This is a genomic window from Acidovorax sp. SUPP1855, from assembly GCF_030158955.1.
In the GTDB taxonomy this organism is placed as follows: domain Bacteria; phylum Pseudomonadota; class Gammaproteobacteria; order Burkholderiales; family Burkholderiaceae_C; genus Paracidovorax.
The window spans coordinates 1-17440 of sequence record NZ_BQXI01000012.1; the positions used below are offsets into that span (position 1 = coordinate 1).

Annotated in this window: 20 protein-coding genes; 4 read left to right on the top strand and 16 right to left on the bottom strand. The window is 70.8% G+C overall.

Features of this window, described 5'->3' with window-relative positions:
* Positions 1-228 precede the first annotated feature (228 nt).
* Positions 229-660 carry a hypothetical protein gene (locus AVMA1855_RS12320; RefSeq protein ID WP_284396393.1) on the top strand — a complete coding sequence of 144 codons (432 nt, stop codon included), beginning with the start codon at positions 229-231 and terminating at the stop codon, positions 658-660.
* 110 nt (positions 661-770) lie between these two features.
* Here the strand turns inward: AVMA1855_RS12320 and AVMA1855_RS12325 are convergent, their stop codons facing one another.
* From AVMA1855_RS12325 to AVMA1855_RS12340, 4 genes are all read right to left on the bottom strand, one after another.
* Complete coding sequence (locus AVMA1855_RS12325; RefSeq protein ID WP_272567427.1) at positions 771-1238, bottom strand: EF-hand domain-containing protein; 468 nt, start codon at positions 1236-1238, stop codon at positions 771-773.
* A 120-nt stretch (positions 1239-1358) separates the two neighbouring features.
* Positions 1359-2264, bottom strand: coding sequence for a 5'-nucleotidase (locus tag AVMA1855_RS12330; protein WP_284425921.1), 906 nt, complete (start codon positions 2262-2264; stop codon positions 1359-1361).
* 38 nt (positions 2265-2302) lie between these two features.
* Positions 2303-3538, bottom strand: coding sequence for a type II secretion system inner membrane protein GspF (gspF, locus tag AVMA1855_RS12335; protein ID WP_284425922.1), 1236 nt, complete (start codon positions 3536-3538; stop codon positions 2303-2305).
* Between the two features lie 154 nt (positions 3539-3692).
* Positions 3693-4712, bottom strand: a complete 1020-nt coding sequence (locus AVMA1855_RS12340) for an LLM class flavin-dependent oxidoreductase (RefSeq protein WP_284425923.1) — start codon at positions 4710-4712, stop codon at positions 3693-3695.
* Between the two features lie 185 nt (positions 4713-4897).
* On the opposite strand from AVMA1855_RS12340, the gene AVMA1855_RS12345 reads away from it, so the two are divergent.
* Both AVMA1855_RS12345 and AVMA1855_RS12350 read left to right on the top strand, forming a co-directional pair.
* Complete coding sequence (locus AVMA1855_RS12345) at positions 4898-5494, top strand: peptidoglycan recognition protein family protein (RefSeq protein ID WP_284425924.1); 597 nt, start codon at positions 4898-4900, stop codon at positions 5492-5494.
* Positions 5495-5503: 9 nt separating this feature from the next.
* Complete coding sequence (locus tag AVMA1855_RS12350) at positions 5504-5896, top strand: hypothetical protein (protein ID WP_284425925.1); 393 nt, start codon at positions 5504-5506, stop codon at positions 5894-5896.
* Positions 5897-5905: 9 nt separating this feature from the next.
* On the opposite strand, the gene AVMA1855_RS12355 is transcribed toward AVMA1855_RS12350, so the two are convergent.
* The 10 genes from AVMA1855_RS12355 to gspG all read right to left on the bottom strand — a co-directional run bounded on the left by AVMA1855_RS12355 (position 5906) and on the right by gspG (position 15460).
* The gene (locus tag AVMA1855_RS12355; protein WP_272567432.1) at positions 5906-7267 is read right to left on the bottom strand and encodes a GspE/PulE family protein; all 1362 of its coding nucleotides are present in this window, start codon (positions 7265-7267) and stop codon (positions 5906-5908) included.
* A gap of 4 nt (positions 7268-7271) precedes the next feature.
* Complete coding sequence (gene gspD / locus AVMA1855_RS12360) at positions 7272-9650, bottom strand: type II secretion system secretin GspD (RefSeq protein ID WP_284425926.1); 2379 nt, start codon at positions 9648-9650, stop codon at positions 7272-7274.
* Between the two features lie 4 nt (positions 9651-9654).
* The gene (gene gspN / locus AVMA1855_RS12365; RefSeq protein ID WP_284425927.1) at positions 9655-10470 is read right to left on the bottom strand and encodes a type II secretion system protein N; all 816 of its coding nucleotides are present in this window, start codon (positions 10468-10470) and stop codon (positions 9655-9657) included.
* A 67-nt stretch (positions 10471-10537) separates the two neighbouring features.
* Positions 10538-11128, bottom strand: a complete 591-nt coding sequence (locus AVMA1855_RS12370) for a type II secretion system protein M (protein WP_284425928.1) — start codon at positions 11126-11128, stop codon at positions 10538-10540.
* Positions 11125-12369: a type II secretion system protein GspL gene (gspL, locus tag AVMA1855_RS12375; RefSeq protein WP_284425929.1), complete on the bottom strand. Its 1245-nt coding sequence runs from the start codon at positions 12367-12369 to the stop codon at positions 11125-11127. Before gspL ends, AVMA1855_RS12370 begins: the two co-directional genes overlap by 4 nt.
* 56 nt (positions 12370-12425) lie before the next feature.
* Entirely contained in the window at positions 12426-13424 is a 999-nt protein-coding gene (gene gspK / locus AVMA1855_RS12380) for a type II secretion system minor pseudopilin GspK (RefSeq protein WP_284425930.1), read from the bottom strand.
* Positions 13421-14107, bottom strand: a complete 687-nt coding sequence (locus tag AVMA1855_RS12385; protein ID WP_284396429.1) for a PulJ/GspJ family protein — start codon at positions 14105-14107, stop codon at positions 13421-13423. Before AVMA1855_RS12385 ends, gspK begins: the two co-directional genes overlap by 4 nt.
* A 1-nt stretch (position 14108) precedes the next feature.
* On the bottom strand, positions 14109-14492 hold the full coding sequence (gspI, locus tag AVMA1855_RS12390; protein ID WP_272567444.1) for a type II secretion system minor pseudopilin GspI: 384 nt from the start codon (positions 14490-14492) through the stop codon (positions 14109-14111).
* The gene (locus AVMA1855_RS12395) at positions 14489-14926 is read right to left on the bottom strand and encodes a pilus assembly FimT family protein (protein WP_272567445.1); all 438 of its coding nucleotides are present in this window, start codon (positions 14924-14926) and stop codon (positions 14489-14491) included. The genes gspI and AVMA1855_RS12395 overlap by 4 nt, the downstream gene beginning before the upstream one ends.
* Before the next feature lie 81 nt (positions 14927-15007).
* Positions 15008-15460 (bottom strand): type II secretion system major pseudopilin GspG, encoded by a 453-nt coding sequence (gene gspG, locus AVMA1855_RS12400; protein ID WP_284396434.1) that lies wholly within the window; start codon positions 15458-15460, stop codon positions 15008-15010.
* Between the two features lie 47 nt (positions 15461-15507).
* Between gspG and AVMA1855_RS12405 the strand changes: the two genes are divergently transcribed.
* Positions 15508-15951 (top strand): general secretion pathway protein C, encoded by a 444-nt coding sequence (locus AVMA1855_RS12405; RefSeq protein WP_284425931.1) that lies wholly within the window; start codon positions 15508-15510, stop codon positions 15949-15951.
* Between the two features lie 84 nt (positions 15952-16035).
* Here AVMA1855_RS12405 and AVMA1855_RS12410 read toward each other — a convergent pair whose 3' ends face one another.
* Complete coding sequence (locus AVMA1855_RS12410; RefSeq protein ID WP_284425932.1) at positions 16036-16620, bottom strand: histidine phosphatase family protein; 585 nt, start codon at positions 16618-16620, stop codon at positions 16036-16038.
* Positions 16617-17429 carry an adenosylcobinamide-GDP ribazoletransferase gene (cobS, locus tag AVMA1855_RS12415; protein ID WP_284425933.1) on the bottom strand — a complete coding sequence of 271 codons (813 nt, stop codon included), beginning with the start codon at positions 17427-17429 and terminating at the stop codon, positions 16617-16619. Before cobS ends, AVMA1855_RS12410 begins: the two co-directional genes overlap by 4 nt.
* Positions 17430-17440: the final 11 nt, after the last annotated feature.

Below are 17440 nucleotides of genomic sequence, written 5' to 3' on the forward strand. Positions count from 1 at the left end.
TACCTGATCCACCACCGCCAGCTTAAAGGCCAGTGTGTAGTCCTTCTGCGTTCTCTTAACCCATTGATCCACTTGACTTTCCTTTCTGATGAACAGAAAGGTGTCAACCTCATTCAGGACGGGTCAGATCCGTTAAAAAGGCCTTAATTTCCCTTTCTTTTTGCCGTTATGAAATACGACGAGGGATGAATTCCCCTTGCCGCTCCACTTTCACGAACGGACCCCGCCATGCAAATGCCACCTGTTGACCGATCGCCGAGCTGGCGTCCCCAGGGCGCCGATTTGTATTCCACGGGGGCCTCCGGCGCGGTTCCTGTCCGGCCCATCCATGCGGCCAACCCCGTCGAGTCGATGGACCGGCTGGGCGAGGGCGCCATCGTGCGAGAGCCGGACAAGCCGTCCGATCCGGACACACGCAACCGCGACTGGACCGAGGTCAAGAAGAAGGACACGGTCGAAGAGAAACAGGAGCCGCCGCCGGAGCCCATCTACAAGCAGCTGCTCGAGTTCATCCAGTCGATGTGGCGCGCCAGCGGCAGCGCCGTCGAGATGGCGCAGGAACTCAACAAGACCCCGCTGCAGGAGCGCCTGGCCCAGGAAGCCAAGGACGAGCCCCTCACCTATGCCGACCCCAAGGTCAAGCGAACGGGCGGTCTGTAAGGTGATTTGCTCTTAAATCAATAGCAGGATGCCCTAGTACTGATTGTGCTGGAGGCCGTTTTGGCTATAAAACGACGAGTCCGGTGGCGGTGGCGGTAGCCGAGCGGCGGCTAGGGCTTGGCCGCGCTGGCCGCACCGCCTGCCGCGCTGGCCGGGGTTTTCGCTTCCTCGGCCCGGGCGCGGTCGCGTTCGGCCCGGTACTTGGCGGCGAACGCCCGCACTTCCTCGTACGACACGAAACCGTCGTGGTTGGTATCGGCGTCGTCGAACGCGTTGGCCAGGCGTGGGAACAGCGCCACTTCCGAGCGGCTCAGCTTGCCGTCGCCGTTGAAGTCCAGCATCTTGAATTCTTTTTGCGCCTTGATTTCGCCCTTGCTCAGGGGCTCGCTCGCCTTGGCCTGGGGCGCCGCGGCCGGAGGCGTGGCGGCCACGGCGCTGAAGGCCAGGCCGATGGCGAGCAGGGAAAACAGCGCGATGGCTCGCAGGGCGGCCGCACCGGGCTGGACCGGCGCCGCGGCGGCGCGGGCGGCATGGACACGGGACGGCAGGGGAGCGGCAGGGGTGTTCATTCGGGGCATGGTGTCACAGATGGTGGGGCCAGCGGGTTTTTGCAATCGGGGGCGGCAGGGTTTCACCGGCGGTTGCAAAGGTTTGCGCTTCTTTGCCTTTCGATGGAGAGGTCGCTGCGCCGACGGCCTTCAACTGGGGTTGGAGATGCCGCTGTTCACGTGGCCGGAGGGCACGTGCCGCGCCGCCGAGGTGACGTGGCCGGTCTGGTCGTCGAAGAAGAAATCGGGCTCGAACTCGCGCAGGAACCCGCCCTTGTCCAGCCCGCCGAGGAACATGGCCTCGTCCACGGCGATGTTCCAGTTCATGAGCGTCTGGATGGCGCGCTCGTGCGCCGGCGCGCTGCGGGCGGTGACCAGGGCCGTGCGCAGGCGCATGCCCGACGAACTGCCCGCCGCCTGCTGAAGTCGGTGCAGCGCGGCCAGCAGCGGCTTGAAGGGGCCGTCGGGCAGCGGCTGCGCGGCCTTGTCGGTCTCGTGGCGCTGGAAGGCGGCCAGCCCCTGCGCCTGGTACACGCGCTCGGCCTCATCGGAGAACAGCACGGCGTCGCCGTCGAAGGCGATGCGCACCTCGTGCGGATTGGCGTGGCTGGCCTGCACCGATTCGGTCAGCACGCGCGCGGCCGGGTAGCCCAGTTGCAGGGCCTGGCGCACGTCGGCCTCGTTGGCGGACAGGAACAGGTGCGCGCCCAGCGGCCGCAGGTAACGGAACGGGTCGCGCCCCTGCGTGAACACGCCGCGCTCCAGCGGCACGTGCGCGGCGCTGGCCGAACGGAAGATGCGCATGCCGCTCACCGGGTCGTTGCGCGACAGCACCACCACCTCCACGCGCTGGTGGCCGGGCTCGTTGAAGGCCAGCAGCTTCTTGACCAGCGAGAACGCCACGCCGGGGCGCGCGGGCGTGTCCAGCCGGTCGAGCTGCAGCTGCATGTAGGTCTGCGGCTGCAGCGGGTCGAACAGGCGGTTTTCCTCCTCGAAATCGAACAGCGCGCGCGAGGAGATGGCGACGACGAGCTTGTCGTCCAGGGTCATGGCCATGGAGGGCTCCGGCGGCGGAGGGAAGGCAGGCCGGTCATTTATTTGACGAACTGGTTGAGCTGGATGATGGGCATGAGCACGGCCAGCACGATCAGCATGACGATGAGCCCCATGGCGACGATGAGCAGGGGCTCCAGGATGGTGGCCAGCTGCAGCGCCCGGCGCTGCACCTCGGTGGACAGCTGCGTGGCCGCGCGCTGCAGCATCACGGGCAACTGGCCGGTCTGCTCGCCCAGGCGCGCGAACATGGCGACCAGGCCGGGAAAGCGTTTTTTCTGCGCCATGGCCGACGCCAGCGGTGCGCCCTCGCGCACCAGCACCAGCGCGTCGAGCGCGTCGGCGCGCATGGCGCGGTTGTTCAGCGTCTCGGCGGCGGCCTGCAGCGCCCGCAGGATGGGCACGCCGGCGCCCGCCAGCATGGCCAGCGTGCCGGCGAAGCGCGCCGCGTTGTAGCCGCGCGCGAGCTTGCCCACCAGCGGCAGGGTCAGCCACACGGCATCGAATTTCTCGCGAAAACGCGGCTGCGCCAGGGCATACCTTGCCCCGAATGCTATGAAAATAATAGCGATCAGCGCTGCCCAGCCGTAGTGGCGCACTGCGTCGCTGATGGCGAGCATGGCCACGGTCAGAAAGGGCAGGGCGCGCTTGGTGCCGGCGAACACGGCCGCCACCTGGGGCACGACATAGCCCACCAGGAACAGCACGATGACGATGGCCACCAGGGTGACGATGGCGGGGTAGAGCGCAGCGCCGATCAGCTTGGCCTTGAGCGCCTGCCGGTCCTCCAGGTCGTCCGCCAGGCGCTCCAGCACCAGGCCGAGGTTGCCGCTGTGCTCGCCGGCGCCGATCACGGCGCAGTAGATGGCCGAGAACTCGCGCGGGTGGGCGCCCAGGGCGCGGGCGAAGGTGGAGCCGGCGTTCACCTCGGCGCGCAGGGTGGCCACGAGGTGGCGCTGGCGCTCGTCGTCGGCCTCGTCGGCCAGGGCGGTGAGGGCCCGCTCCAGCGGCAGGCCCGAGGCGACGAGCCCGGCGAGCTGGCGGGTCCAGATGGAGAGCGCCGTGGCGCCGAACACCGGCCGCGTGAAGAGCCGCTGGCTGAAGGTGGCCGCGCCCCCGCCGGTGGGGCCCTGGCCCGCCGCGAGCGCTTCCACGGCCATGGGCACGAGCGCCTGGGCGCGCAGCAGGCTGCGGGCGGCCTTGGCGGTGTCGGCTTCGATGGTGCCTTTGCGGGTCTGGCCCTGCGCGTCGAGGGCTTCAAAGGAAAAGGCGGGCATGCGGTTCAGTCGGGGTCGGCGAGGGGAATGGGCAACGGGGCGGTGCGTGATGGTAGCCGCTGCCGGTGGCAGGCCGGTGTCGCGCGGCGATGGCGGGCCGGCATGCGCCTGCCGCCCCGGCGCCGTCCGTCGCGCGCGGCGCCGGGCCGGCCGCTCACTCCGCCCGGTTGGCGGCGGCCACGATGTCCAGCGACCGCAGGCGCAGCGCCGGGTCGTACACGTCGCTCACCAGCATGAACTCGTCGGCGCGGGTTTCCTCGGCCAGTTCGCGCAGGCCGGCGCGCACCGTGTCCGGCCCGCCGATCACGCCCGCGGACAGGAAGTCGCCGATGGCGGCGCGCTCCTGGGGCGACAGCCGCGCCGCGAAGTCTTCCACGGGCGGCTGCAACTGCAGGCGGTTGCCCGTCAGGATGCCCAGCACCCGCTGGTAGGTGCTGCTGGCGAGGTATTCGGCCTCGGCGTCGGTCGGGGCGGCGATCACCGGCACGCCCACCACCACGTAGGGCGCGGCCAAGGTGGGCGAGGGGCGGAACAGGCGCCGGTACAGATCGATCGCCTGGTGCAGCATGCGCGGCGCGAAGTGCGAGGCGAAGGCGTAGGGCAGGCCGCGCTCGGCCGCGAGCTGGGCCGAGAACAGGCTGGAGCCCAGCAGCCAGATGGGCACTTCGGTGCCGGCGCCGGGCGTGGCCACGAGGCGCTGGCCGGCCTGCACGGGCCCCAGCAGGCGCTGCAGCTCGGCCACGTCGCGCGGAAAGTCCTGCTCGGTCTCCACGCGATCGCGGCGCAGGGCGCGCATGGTGGGGCCGTCGGTGCCGGGCGCGCGGCCCAGGCCCAGGTCGATGCGGCCGGGGTACAGCTCGGCCAGCGTGCCGAAGGCCTCGGCCACCACCAGCGGCGCGTGGTTGGGCAGCATGATGCCGCCCGAGCCGACGCGAATGCGCTGCGTGGCGCCGGCGATGTGGCCGACCAGCACGGCCGTGGCCGAGCTGGCGATGCCGGGCATGTTGTGGTGTTCGGCCAGCCAGTAGCGCGAAAAGCCCAGCGATTCGGCACGCTGGGCGGTGCGCACGGCGATCTGCAGGGCCTCGGCCACCGTGCCGCCTTCGCGAACGGCCACCAGATCGAGCATGGAGAGAGCGGGGAATCGTTGCGTGGGGCGTTGCGTAGAGGTCATGCAAACGATTGTGGGGCGCCGGCCAAACCTGTGCTCGCCCATGGACATCCACTCATACCGCCGATGGACAAGGCCGTCTCGCGCAGGGTCGGCACCTTGTAATATTCGGCCCCCAAGGGAGGGGTGATCGCCTCAAGGGTAAATCACACGATCAACACAACGCGGCTCCGACCGCAACGACTTCTATGAAAATTGTCGATGGAATGATTCATGGCTCACGGATATTGCACAACCGTTATTCGAATCTTGAGCATGGCGAATTGTCGAGCGTCAACGGCATCATCCTGCACCAGACCAACAGCACCACCGCCTTTCCGACGCTGCTGGCCTATTACTGGCGCAGCGTGGGTGCGCACTTTCTCATCGCGCCTGGCGGGATGATTTACCAGACGGCGCGCATGGATCGGGTCTGCTTTCATGTGGGGGCAATCAAGTCCAAGTGCATGGAGACCTATACCTGCACCCCAGACCAGACCAAGGCACTGAAAAGCATCTTGGCTTCGTCTTTGCCGCAGAAGGATAAGGACTTTGCGATACACCAACTGGAAATGAAAAAACCGGCCCATCTCAGGTATCCGAGCAATCTGGATTCCCTGGGCATCGAAGTCGTGGGCGTTTCAAAAAATAAGCAATACACAGCCCCCACTGCCGCACAAAACGCCGCCAGCGTGTGGCTCGTCGGCGCCTTGATGCAGCACCTTAACCTCAAACGCACGGCGGTTTACCGCCATCCCGAGGTTTCCGTAAAACTGGAATCGGAAGCATCCAAAGTCGAGTATTGAGGGCTTGAGATGAAGAAAAAAGCATTCCTTCTTTGCCTGTTGACGGTGCCGCTGGCCGCTTGCATCGCCTATCTGTGGATTACCCATACACCGCATGTGAAGGCTGTGCGGATAGAGAGGGTCTTTGCGGCGGATATGGGCCCCACCGCCGCTTTGATGTGTGCCCACTTTGAGATGAACGTCGAGCAGTTCAATGAAAAGTTCAACCAGGCCAAGCACTTCTGGCAGTTGTTCCTCGATGATTACTCATGGCTGCCTTGCTACTACAAAACCACCATCGAAGGCAAAGAGTACCGGCTGCGCGCCGGTGGATTGGCAGAGGTCGTCACCGCAGATGGCGATATCACCTACTTTGATTGGGGCGACGGACCAGTTGATCACCAAAAGTACTCCGCTCCGTGAAGCGCCGCTTCAATCCCGCGTGACGCGCAGCACTTCCTCGGGGCTGGTGATGCCGGCGCGCACCAGGCGCTCGCCGTCGTCGCGCATCAGCGTCATGCCGCCGGCCAGGGCCGTGGCGCGCAGGTCGGCCTCGGAGGACTGGTTGTGGATCTGCGCGCGCAGCGTGTCATCCACCACCAGCATCTCGAACACGCCCGTGCGGCCGCGGTAGCCGCTGGGGTCGGACGGATCGAGCTTGCGCACCAGGCGCTGGGCCAGCACGCCGAGCAGCGAGCTGGACAGCAGGAAGGGCTCCACGCCCATGTCGGTCAGCCGCGTGACGGCGCTGGCGGCGTCGTTGGTGTGCAGCGTGGCCAGTACCAGGTGGCCGGTGAGCGAGGCCTGGATGGCGATCTGCGCGGTCTCGAAATCGCGGATTTCGCCGATCATGATCACGTCCGGGTCTTGGCGCAGGATGGCGCGCAGGGCCTTGGCGAAGGTGAGGTCGATCTTGGCGTTCACCTGCGTCTGGCCCACGCCCGGCAGCTCGTATTCGATGGGGTCTTCCACCGTCATGATGTTGCTGCTGGCCGCGTCCAGGCGGCCGAGCGCGGCATACAGCGTGGTGGTCTTGCCCGAGCCCGTGGGCCCGGTCACCAGGATGATGCCGTGCGGCTGGTGGATCAGGCTGTCGAAGCGGCGCAGGGTGTTGCCCTGCATGCCCACGGCCTCCAGGCTCAGCTTGCTCTCGCTCTTGTCCAGCAGGCGCAGCACGGCGCGTTCGCCATGGGCGCTGGGCAGGGTGGACACGCGCACGTCGATGGCGCGGGTGCCCAGGCGCAGGCTGATGCGGCCGTCCTGCGGCAGGCGCTTTTCCGAGATGTCCAGGTCGGCCATGATCTTCAGGCGCGAGATCAGCGCGGCGTGCAGCGCGCGGTTGGGCTGCACCACCTCGCGCAGGGTGCCGTCCACGCGAAAGCGCACGCTGGAGTGGCGCTCGTAGGGCTCGATGTGGATGTCGCTCGCGCCGTCGCGCGCGGCCTGCGTGAGCAGCGCGTTCAGCATGCGGATGATGGGCGCGTCGCCGGCCGATTCCAGCAGGTCTTCCACCGCCGGCAGCTCCTGCATCATGCGCGAGAGGTCGGCATCGGATTCGACCTCGCTCACCACGGTGGCCGCGCTCGACTCGCCCTGCGAATAGGCCGCGCTGATGCGCTGCGCCAGCCCGTGGGCGTCCAGCGGCATGAGTTCGCGCACGGCGTACTTGCGCAGCACCTCCGACAGGGCGCCGGCATCGGGCGCGGGGCCGTGCCACAGCACGGTGGTCTGGCCGTCGTCCTCGAGCAGCAGCTGGGCGGTGCGCGCGAAGGCGTAGGGAAGCGGGTGGCGCATGGGCTTACTGGGGGCTGAGCTTTTCCGGGGGCGCGGTGTACTCGGACGGCGTGGGCACCGGCCGCGGGATGGCGCGCTGCTCGGGCAGGAGCGGTGCGAGCGGCGCGGTGCGGGTCGGGATCTGCGGCACCACCGGGGCGGCGGGCAGGGGCGGCAGCACGGGGGCGTCCGAGACGCTGCGCATCACGGTGCTGGGCGCGGGCTGGGTGGTCTGCTGCAGCGCGCGGATGGCTTCGTAGCGGTCGGTCATCACCGCGTCGCTGGTGGCCGCGTCGCGGATCACGAGCGGGCGCAGGAACACCATCAGGTTGGTCTTCTTGCGCGAGCGGTTCTCGTTGCGGAACAGGCCGCCCACCAGGGGCAGGTCGCCCATCACCGGCACCTTGTCCTGGCCGAGCGCGTAGCGGTCTTCCAGCAGGCCGCCCAGTACGATCACGCTGCCGTCGTTCACCAGCACGGTGGATTCGATCGACCGCTTGCTGGTCGTGGGGCCGTTGGCGGAGGTGAGCGTGGCCGAATCCACCTGCGAGACTTCCTGGTACAGCGTGAGCTTGACCTGGCCGTTCTCGTTGATCTGCGGGCGCACGCGCAGCATCAGGCCCACGTCCTTGCGCTCGACGGTGGTGAACGGGTTGACGGTGCTGCTGCCGGTGCTGTTGGCGTAGGAGCCGGTCACGAACGGCACGTTGTTGCCGATGATGATCTGGGCCTCTTCGTTGTCCAGCGTCATCAGGTTCGGGGTGGAGAGCACGTTGGCATCGCCCGTGTTCTCCAGGAAGTTCGCCAGCGCGCCCAGGTAGTAGTTGCCGTTGATGCGCGGGGCAATGGCAACGTTGAGACCTTTGCCGAGTCCTGCCGCGCTGCTGGCAAGGGTCGTGGTGTTGCCGGACGCAGCGGCCAATGCGAGATTGAGAATGTTAGCGGTACCGCTCGAGGTGGATGCCGATGAGTTGGTGCCGATCACGCCCACCGTGCCGCTGCCCGTGTTGCCCACCACGCTCTGCCACTGGATGCCGAACTCGGCCACCTTGTTGGCGGCGACTTCGACGATCAGGCTTTCCACCAGCACCTGGGCACGCCGGCCGTCGAGCTGGTCGATCACTGCGCGCAGTTGCCGGTACTGCGGCTCGGGCGCCGAGATGATGAGCGAGTTGGTCGTCGGGTCGGCCTGGATCTGCCCGCCGGTGGAAGGCTGGTTGCTGTTGGATGAGTTGCCCACGCTGCTGGCGTTGCTGCCCAGCCCGCCGCCGCTGCTGTTGCTCCCGCCGAACGTGGAGTTGTTGTTCATGGAGCTGCTGCCCCCGGTCTGCGACATGCCGCCCGTCAGCCCGGTCGAGCCCAGGCCTGAGCCGGTGGGCGCGCTGGAGGTGGTGCCCGAGCCCGAAGACCCGCTACCCGTGGCCGCCGACAGCGCCGCGCGCAGCGTGGCCGCAAGCTTGGTGGCGTCGGCGTTCTTGAGGTAGACCACATGGATGTTGCCGCCCGCGGCGCTGCTGCCGGGCGTGGCGGGCTGGTCGAGCTTTTGCACCAGCGATCGCACGAGCGCCAGGCGCGCCGGGTTGGCCGCGCGCAGGATGAGCGAGTTGCTGCGCGGCTCGGCCAGCAGCGTGGTGCGGAACGACGTGTCCGACTGCCCCTGGGCCACGGCCGGAACGGCCCCGGCGGCCGTGCCGCTGCCCTCCAGCAGGCGCGACACCAGCGGCGCCAGTTCGGTGGCCAGCGCGTTCTGCAGCGGGATCACTTCCACGTCGCTGGCGTTGGAGACATCCATGGCCGCCACGATGCGCGCCAGGCGCTGCAGGTTGTCGGCGTAGTCGGTGATCACCAGCGAGTTGTTGCCGGGGTTCACGTTGATCGTGTTGTTGGGGCTGATGAGCGGGCGCAGCACCGGCACCAGGTTGGCCGCGTTCTCGAAGTTGAGCTTGAAGATCTGCGTGACGATCTGCCCGCCGCCGCGCGTGCCGCCGAGGCCGCTTTCCGACACGTTCACGCTGCCGGCCTGCAGCTTGGCATCCGCCTCGGGCACGACCTTATACAGGCCCGCGGCCTCCACCACCGTGAAGCCCTGCAGCCGCAGCGCGGCCAGGAACTGCTGGAAGGCGGCCGCGGGCGTCACCGCGCGTTCGGTCACCAGGGTGAGCTGGCCCTTCACGCGCGGGTCCACCACCACGTTGCGGCCGGTGATGGTGGCCATGGTGCGTGCCACGGCCTCGATCTCGGCGTTGGCGAAGTTCAGCGTGACCGGCTCGCCGGCGCGCACGCTGCTGGTGCCGGTGCCCACGGCCGTCTGGGCCTGGAGCGTGCCGCCCGCGCAGGCCAGCAGGGCCCCTGCGGCCAAAGCGTGGAGTGCGAACCGCAGGCGTTGCGAAGTCAAGGAAGTCATAGGGTCAACCCACGGTGATGATGGAGCGCGCGCCGGTGCGCCGCCCGATGATATTGAGGAGATTGGCCAGCGCGCCCTCGCGCTCGGGCGCCGCGGTGGCCTCGCCGGTGAAGCGCAGGCGCTGGCCCACCCACTGGCCGCTGCCGGACAGGCGCAGCGCGCCGTCGAGCGTGGACAGCGCCAGGGTGGGCGCCTGCCCGCCCTGCAGCACCAGCCGGTAGCTTCCCATGGGGCGCAGCGTGGACAGGCGCGAGGACATGTCCAGCGCATCGACCTGCGCCTGCCCGTCCACCACGAGGCGGCCGGCGGACCAGTCGAACGAAAGGCTCTGCGTGCCCAGGGCCAGCTGGCCCTGCGGCTGCAGCGTGTTCCAGGGCGTGCCCAGGCCGGCCAGCACGGCGGCCGGCCACTGGCTGCGGCCGTCGGCCACGGTCACGCGGGCACCGCCCCAGTGCGGGCGCAACCGCAGCTGCACCGGCTGGGGCGTGCAGCAATCGGCCCGCAGTTCGGCGCGGGCGCCGTCCCACGCCGGGCGCAGGCGCCACTGCAGGCGCCCGGGCAGGGCGGCCTGGTCCTGGCTGCCGCGGCCGCCGGTGAGCACCATCTGGGCCGAGCCGGTCCACACCGTGCCGCGCGCCTGCGCCAGCCGCACCTGCCCGCCGCTGGCCTGCTCCACGGCGCTGGCCAGCCACTGCGCGGGAGCGAAGACCAGCAGCGCCGGCAATGCGCCCAGCAGCACGCCGGCCAGCGCCCAGCCGCGCGGCGAGCGCGGCACGGCGGAGCCGGCGAACGGAGGGCGGGGGGCGGTGCTGCGGGACACGGTGGCGTTCAAGAAGTGGGGCTCGGGGAAGGGGTGGGCGAGAGGAGGGATGGCAAGGACCAGCGGATCAGCCCGGCGGCAGCGCCAGCACCAGCGTGCCGTCCCAGCGCGGCATGTCGGGCGCCGCAGGCTGGTTGGACAGGGCCGCGGGCGGCTTGCCGGCCGGCGTGGGGCCGACCACGGCCGCGCTGCTGCGCGCCAGGCGCGCTTCAATGGGCACGGTGCGGGCATTGCTGCGCGCCTGCGAAAGCCACAGGGCCAGCGCATCGGCAGGCGCCCCTTTGAGCGTGACGGTGGCGCGGTCGCCCAGCACCGCCATCTGCGCGGCGGTGCCCAGGCGCTGCGTGAGCGAGCTGCGCAGCACCTGGGCGGTGTCGCCCAGCGGCGCACGCGGCGCGCTCTGCAGCTGCAGGGCCTCGGCCTGCAGCGACTGCATGTGCTGCAGCTGCGCATCCAGTTCGGCATGGCGGGCGGGCGCGCTGCGCAGGGTCTGCAGTGCGGGCGCGACCGCCACCCACCACAGCAGCGCGGCGGCGACCAGGCCGCCGGCGGCCAGCACCAGCGACTGCTCGCGCGGGGCCAGGGCCTTCCAGCGCGCCTTGAGGGGCGCGACGGCGCTGGAGGGCGAAGAGGGGGCGGCGGGTGCGGGGCGCTTCATGGCTGGCCTCCGGTGCGCAGCAGCCACTGGCCGTCCTGCATGCGGGAGGAATACCCGGCGGCGGACAGCCGCTGGTTGGCGCTGGCCAGCGCCTCGGCGGGCAGCTCGAGCCCGCGCAGGCGAAGATCGCCCGCGCTGTAGTCGAGCGCGGTGGGCAACTGGCCCGGCGGCAGCGCGGCGCCCGCGGCGGCCAGCATGGGTTCGAGGTCGCGCGGCGAGACGCTGCCGGCGGCCTGGCGCAACTGGGCGAGTTCGCGCTCCATCTGCACGGGCGCATCGACCACCACCTTCACCTGGGGAAAGGTCTGCGTGAGCGCGGCGCGCACGCCGGCCTGCTTGGCCTCCAGTGTCTGGCGTTCCTGCCAGGCCCAGGCATTGAGGCCCACGAGCTGCGTGGCCACCAGCAGCCCGAGGGCCCAGCGCGCGGCGCGCCATTGCGGGGCGCGCGCGAAGGTGCCGAGCGTGGTGCCGGCCTTGCGCAGCGCGCGGGTGCGGCCGCTGCTGGCCAGGTCGAACTGCGCCAGGTCCCAGTCGCCGCGGGCGGCGTCCAGGGCGCGCTGGCTGGCGGTGTAGAGCGCTGCGGGGCGGCCCAGCATCTGCTCGGCCAGCGCGGCCACGGCGGGTTCGGCGCGCACGGCGGGCGGTTGTCCCCCCGCATCCGCACCGGCCATCGCACCCGTAAGCTGCAGGGCCATGGGCGACAGCGGCAGCACCGCCACGGCCTGATCGGGGCCCTGCGCGGTGGCCACCAGATGGGCGTCTTCGGGCGTGCCCAGGGCGAAGTGGTCGAGCGCTCCGCTGGCGGTGGGGCCGGGCGCGAACTCGGGCACCACCCGCTGCACCGGGCGGCCGGCCGCCTCCAGGGCCTGCAGCGCGGCGCGCAGCCAGGCCCGATCGCACACCGCGACCCAGGCGGGCGCGCCGGGGCGGGCGCCGGGTTCCAGCGCGAAATGCAGCGCGGTGGGATCGTCCAGCAGGCGCTCTTCGAGCAGCCCTTCGAGCACGGCGCGCAGGCGCGGCGCCTGCGTGCCGGCACCGGGCGGCAGGGTGACGCGCTGCCACGACAGGGCGCGGGCCGGCACCACGGCCACCACCTCGCCGGCGCGGCCCGGGTCGGGCAGCAGCGCGGCGGGCGCGTTCGCGTGTCGTGTGGCGGTGTGGCCGTCGGTGGTCAGCGTGTAGCCATACTCGGTGGCCGGCCCCGGGTGGCCCGGGGGCAAGGAAAGGATGAGGGTGCTCATGGATGGGTTTCGCGGGCCATTTTAGGGGCGTGGCATGACGGTGCGCGCGGCCGGGGTCAGCGGGTGGCCGTGGCGGCGTCGTTGCGCGCGAAGACCCCGCGTTCGCGCCACAGCGTGCGGGCTTCGCGGCCGGCCTTGTAGACCAGGGAGCGTTCCTGCACCACGGTGCTTCCCAGCCGCAGCCGGCCGAGCACTTCGTAGTACGACGAGGAGACGGTGTGCGTGGTGGTGTCCATCCGCGCCGAGCCGCTCAGCAGCTTGCGCGCGTCTTCCTCGTTGCGAAAGTGCCGGGCCTCGCGCGCCTGCACCAGCTGCTGCGCGCCGGCCATGTCCAGCCCCTCGATGCTGGCCTGCAGCACCTGGGCGCTGGCCGTGTTCAGGTTCACCCGCGTGCTGCGCGGCAGCACGGTGGCGTAGGGCTCCAGCGCTGCGATGGTGGCGGCGTCCACGCCCAGCCAGGACAGTTGCGACAGGGTGCGCGGCATCAGGGGCGCGTTGCCCGCATCGCCGCCCGTGGCCTTGGCCTGGCGCAGCCCGTCGGCCAGCAGGTTCAGCTGCTGGCGCGGCAGCCCGAGCTGCTCGAAAAGGCGGGTGAACTGGCGCAGGGGGATTTCCTGCACCGCGTTGCCGTCCACCAGGTTGAAGAGGTTCAGGCGCGACTGCAGGTCGATGATCCGGCCGGACAGGAAGGCATCGGCCGTGTCGGTGCTCGCATCCTCGGGCTGGCTCACGTTGCGGTCCGCCGCGAGGAAGGTGGACAGGCGCGCTTCTTCCAGCGGCACGGCCCAGGGCTCGGCCAAGTGGTCGGTGCCGTCGCTATCGCGCGCGGCGGCGTCCTCGCGCAGGATGAGCCGCGACCAGTCGAGCGCGCCGGCCAGGATCCAGGCCGACTGCGCCCGCGCGCGCTCGGCGGTCTCCACCTCGACCGCGCGCCACTGCTGCCACATGGCCGCGGCCGCGAACGTGGCCACCAGCGTCACCGTGAGCATGGCGGCCAGCAGCGCCGCGCCGCGTGCGGCGGGGCGGCGCGGCAGTGTGCGGCGGGCGCGGGTCATGTCTTGCCTCCGCCGTTCACCGGGTTGACCCAGTCGCGGGTGAGCGTGCCCGCCAGCGCGCGGCCGGGTGGCAGCGTCAGCTGCAGGCGCACGCCTTCGGGGATGTTGGTGGCGGCCGTCGGGCCCTGCGATTGCGGCAGGTTGGCGGTCGTCTCGCTGCTGGACAGGGCGTTGTACCAGGCCCCGTCGCGGTAGTAGTAGATCTGCCAGTTCACCAGGGGCATGAGCACGGTCTCGGTGCGCCGCTCGGCCTCGCCCGGCGTGCGGGCCCACTGCGCCGCGCGCTGCCAGGCCTCGCGCCATTGCGCCCGCGTGCGCACCGGCGGCGATTGCCAGCGCAGCCACTGGTCGATGCCGTTCACGTTGCGCCGGGTCCAGGCCACGACCACCGGGCCTTCGTCGGGCTCGGCGCTGCTGCGGCGCGTCATGCGCAGCACCTGGCCGTCCCAGTCGAGCGGCTCGGTCTGGTCGATGGCCTGCAGCGCATCCAGGTCGGTGCCCCACTGGGCGAGCGCCGCCTGGATGACGAGCAGGCCGTCGGCCCGCTCCCGCGTCTGCTCCTGCGCGCGCACCATGCCGTCGAGCCCGCGCCAGCTCATGATCGCCAGGATGGCCATGATGGCGATGGCCACGAGCAGCTCGATCAGCGTGAAGCCGCGCGAAAGCCGGGTCGGGCGGCGCATGTCAGTACCTCCCCACGATGGTGGACAGGCGCAGCACGGAGTTCTGCCCGTCGGACACCTGGGCATCGACCCGGCGGAACTGCGGGTTGGGCGTGGGCCGCACGACCAGCGTGACGTCGTAGCGGCGCCCGGCCTGCTCGCAGGCCAGTGTGCTGTCGCCGATGGCCGGCATCTGGCGCGACAGGCGCACCTTCACGAGTTCGTTCTCGGCACACAGGTGGGCCAGCAGCACGTCGGTCTGCCGCGCGGCATTGCGCGTGAGGGCCGACGTGGCCTGCAGCCCGGCCATGAGCGCGATCGCCACGATGGCCAGCGCCACCATCACCTCGACCAGTGTGAAGCCGCGCTCGCGCGGCCGGCGCGGCCCGCCGGGGCGGCCGGTCATGGCGCGGGCTCCACGGCGAAGGGCCGCAGCCCGTCGGTGACCACGCGCACCGCGCGCCCCGGGTGGCCCTGGTTGGCCAGCACGACCTGCTGCGGGCCGATGAGCGGCTCCGGCCCGAGCTGCAGCAGGCCCGGCCCCAGCACCTGCGTGCCAGGGTCCAGCCAGGCGCCGGCCGACGGATTGCCCGGCAGCCCTTCGAAGCGAAAGCCGCCGGCGAACGCGCGCCAGCGCACGGTGGCGCCCGATGCCCGCGATTGTGCGCGCGCCGCCTCCAGCAGCGCCGAAAGCCGTTCGCCCTCGCGGTCCAGCAGCGTCTGGCCGTTGTCGCGCAGCGCAAAGCCCACGCCGGCCGTGGCCAGCGCGATGATCGAAACCACCACCAGCAGCTCGAACAGGGTGAAGCCCCGGGCGCGGCGGAAAGGGTGCGGGGTCACGGGATGTCGATCGCCACAGGGGCGGGGGCCGGCGCGTTCATGCGGGCGGCGGCCGCAAGCCGGTGCCCCGTGGCGCGGCCGTCACTGCCAGCTGCCGATGTCCGCATCCTTGCCCTCGCCGCCGGACTGGCCATCGGCCCCGAACGACATCACATCGACCTCGCCCTTGATGCCGGGGCTGAGGTACTGGTAGGGGCGGCCCCAGGGGTCGTTGGGCAGCTTCTCGAGGTAGGGGCGCCAGTTGCCGGGCGCGGGGCCCGAGGTGGGCTTGGCGATGAGCGCCTGCAGGCCCTGCTCGGCCGTGGGATAGCGCTGGTTGTCCAGCCGGTACAGCTTCAGGGCCTGCACGATGTTGGTGATGTCGGTGCGCGCCGCCGTGCTGCGGGCGTCGTCGGCGCGGTCGAGCACGTTGGGCACGATCAGCGCGGCGAGCACGCCGATGATCACCAGCACCACCATCAGTTCGATCAGGGTGAAACCGGCCGCCAGGCGGCGGCGTGCGGTGCGGGCAAGGGAGAAAGCGTGTGAATTCACTGAGGGGCGACTCGGATAGGGCAGATGCGGTCAATCATAATCGTGCGATGGTGACAAACACATACGGCAGGTGGGGCGTGCGCCTGGGCACGATGGCCCTGTGGGCATTGGCGGGCGCCAGCGTGGTCTATTGGGGCCTGCGCCTCTCGGCCCGGCCGGCGGGCCCGGGCGTGGCGGCGGCAGAGCCCGCGCCCCTGGCACCCGACGCCCAGGCCCTGGCGCGGCTGCTCGGGGCAGGGCCCGCCGCGCCGTCGGCGCCGGCGGTGCGCGAACCCAGCCGGTTCGCGCTGGTGGGCGTGCTGGCGGGCACGTCCAGCGGTGGCGGCGCGGCCTTGATCGCCGTGGACAACCAGCCGGCCAAGCCGTTTCGCGTCGGGGCCACGGTGGCCGAAGGGCTGGTGCTGCAGGCCCTGGGCCGCCGCCAGGCGCGGCTGGGGCCGTCGCACGACGGCGCGGCCACGGTCACGCTGGAAATTCCGGACAAGCGGTAGCGGTTCGGGGGCCGCACGCGGGGTGTGCAGCACAAAGAAAGACACCTGTTTCAGGTGGGGCGAAAGCCGCTGTCTCCGACGCGTTCAGTGCGTTGGCCCGTCCAGCGGCACCGTGGTCCATTCCCCATAGGCCGGTGCGGCCACCGGCCATTCGTCGGCCCGCGGCAGGCGCCCGGGCCGGGCCTGCAGCCACTGCACGCAGCGCGCTACTCCCGCATGGGTGATCCACAGCACATCGCCACTCCGGTCGTGGGACAACTGGCGTGCCTCGGACAGTGCCGCATCCACGCGCAGCAGCATCGCGGCCAGGCTGTCGCCGCCGCTGGCGCGGGGCGCACCGAAATCCGCCGTCCACGCATCGATGTCGGCCCGGGCAATGGCGTCCCAGGCGCGGCCTTCCCAGGTGCCGAAATCCATTTCGGCGAGGCGGGCGTCGGGCTCGCTGGCCGAATCGGCCTTCAGCGCCATCAGGGCCTGCGCAAGCTGCTCACACCTTTGCAGCGGCGAGTGGCGCATGTCCGCGAGCGTGCCGGGCAGCGCGCGGGCCAGCCGGCGGGCGGCATCGGCCGTCGCGGCAGGGTCGGCGGGTACGTCGAGCGCGCCGTAGCACACGCCCGGCGCCACGAGCGGCAGCGCATGCCGCACCAGCCACAGGCGCCGCTGCGTCACCGCAGGCCAGGCCCCAGCGCGATGGCGGTGGCCAGGTAGATGGCGATTTCGCCGATCTGCTGCGTGGCCCCCAGGCAGTCGCCCGTGAAGCCGCCCAGCCGCCGCGCGAACCAGCGGCGCATGCACAGCGCGGCCAGGGCGCTGGCCGAGATGGCCGCCATCAATACAGCAATGCCCAGCGCATAGCCCATCAGCGCCAGAGGCCCGATCGACCACAAAAGCGCGGTGGCCAGCGAGCGTCCGCTGATCTGGTCCGCCAGCGGCTTGCTCTTGGAGGTGGCCGTGTCGCCCACATGGGCCAGGGTGCGCACCAGCACCAGGGGCCAAAAGCGCGACAGCACATGCGCTGCGGCCAGTGCCGGCAACACCACGCCCAGGCCGCCGGCGCCCAGCAGCGCCAGCAAGGCCAGCTTGGCGGCCAGCGCCAGCACCAGCGCCATGGCCCCGAAGGCGCCGATGCGCGAGTCCTTCATGATCTCCAGCGCCCGCTCGCGCTGCAGGCTGCCGCCCAGGCCATCGGCCACGTCGGCCAGGCCGTCTTCGTGGAACCCCCCCGTGACCAGCACGGTGACCACGGTGCTGAACACCGCACACACCCAGGGCGCGGCGGGCTGGGGGCCCAGCGCCCACGCGAGCGCGGCGTGCACCGCCACCGCGACCGCCGCCACCAGCCAGCCCACGCCCGGCAGGTGTCCGGCGCTGGCGCGCAGCAGGGCAGGGCTATAGCCCACCCAGGCCGCAGTCCGGCCGGTGACGGGAATCCGGGTGAAGAACTGCACGGCCAGCAGATAGTGGCGAAGCGCCTGCATGCTGTTTGCTA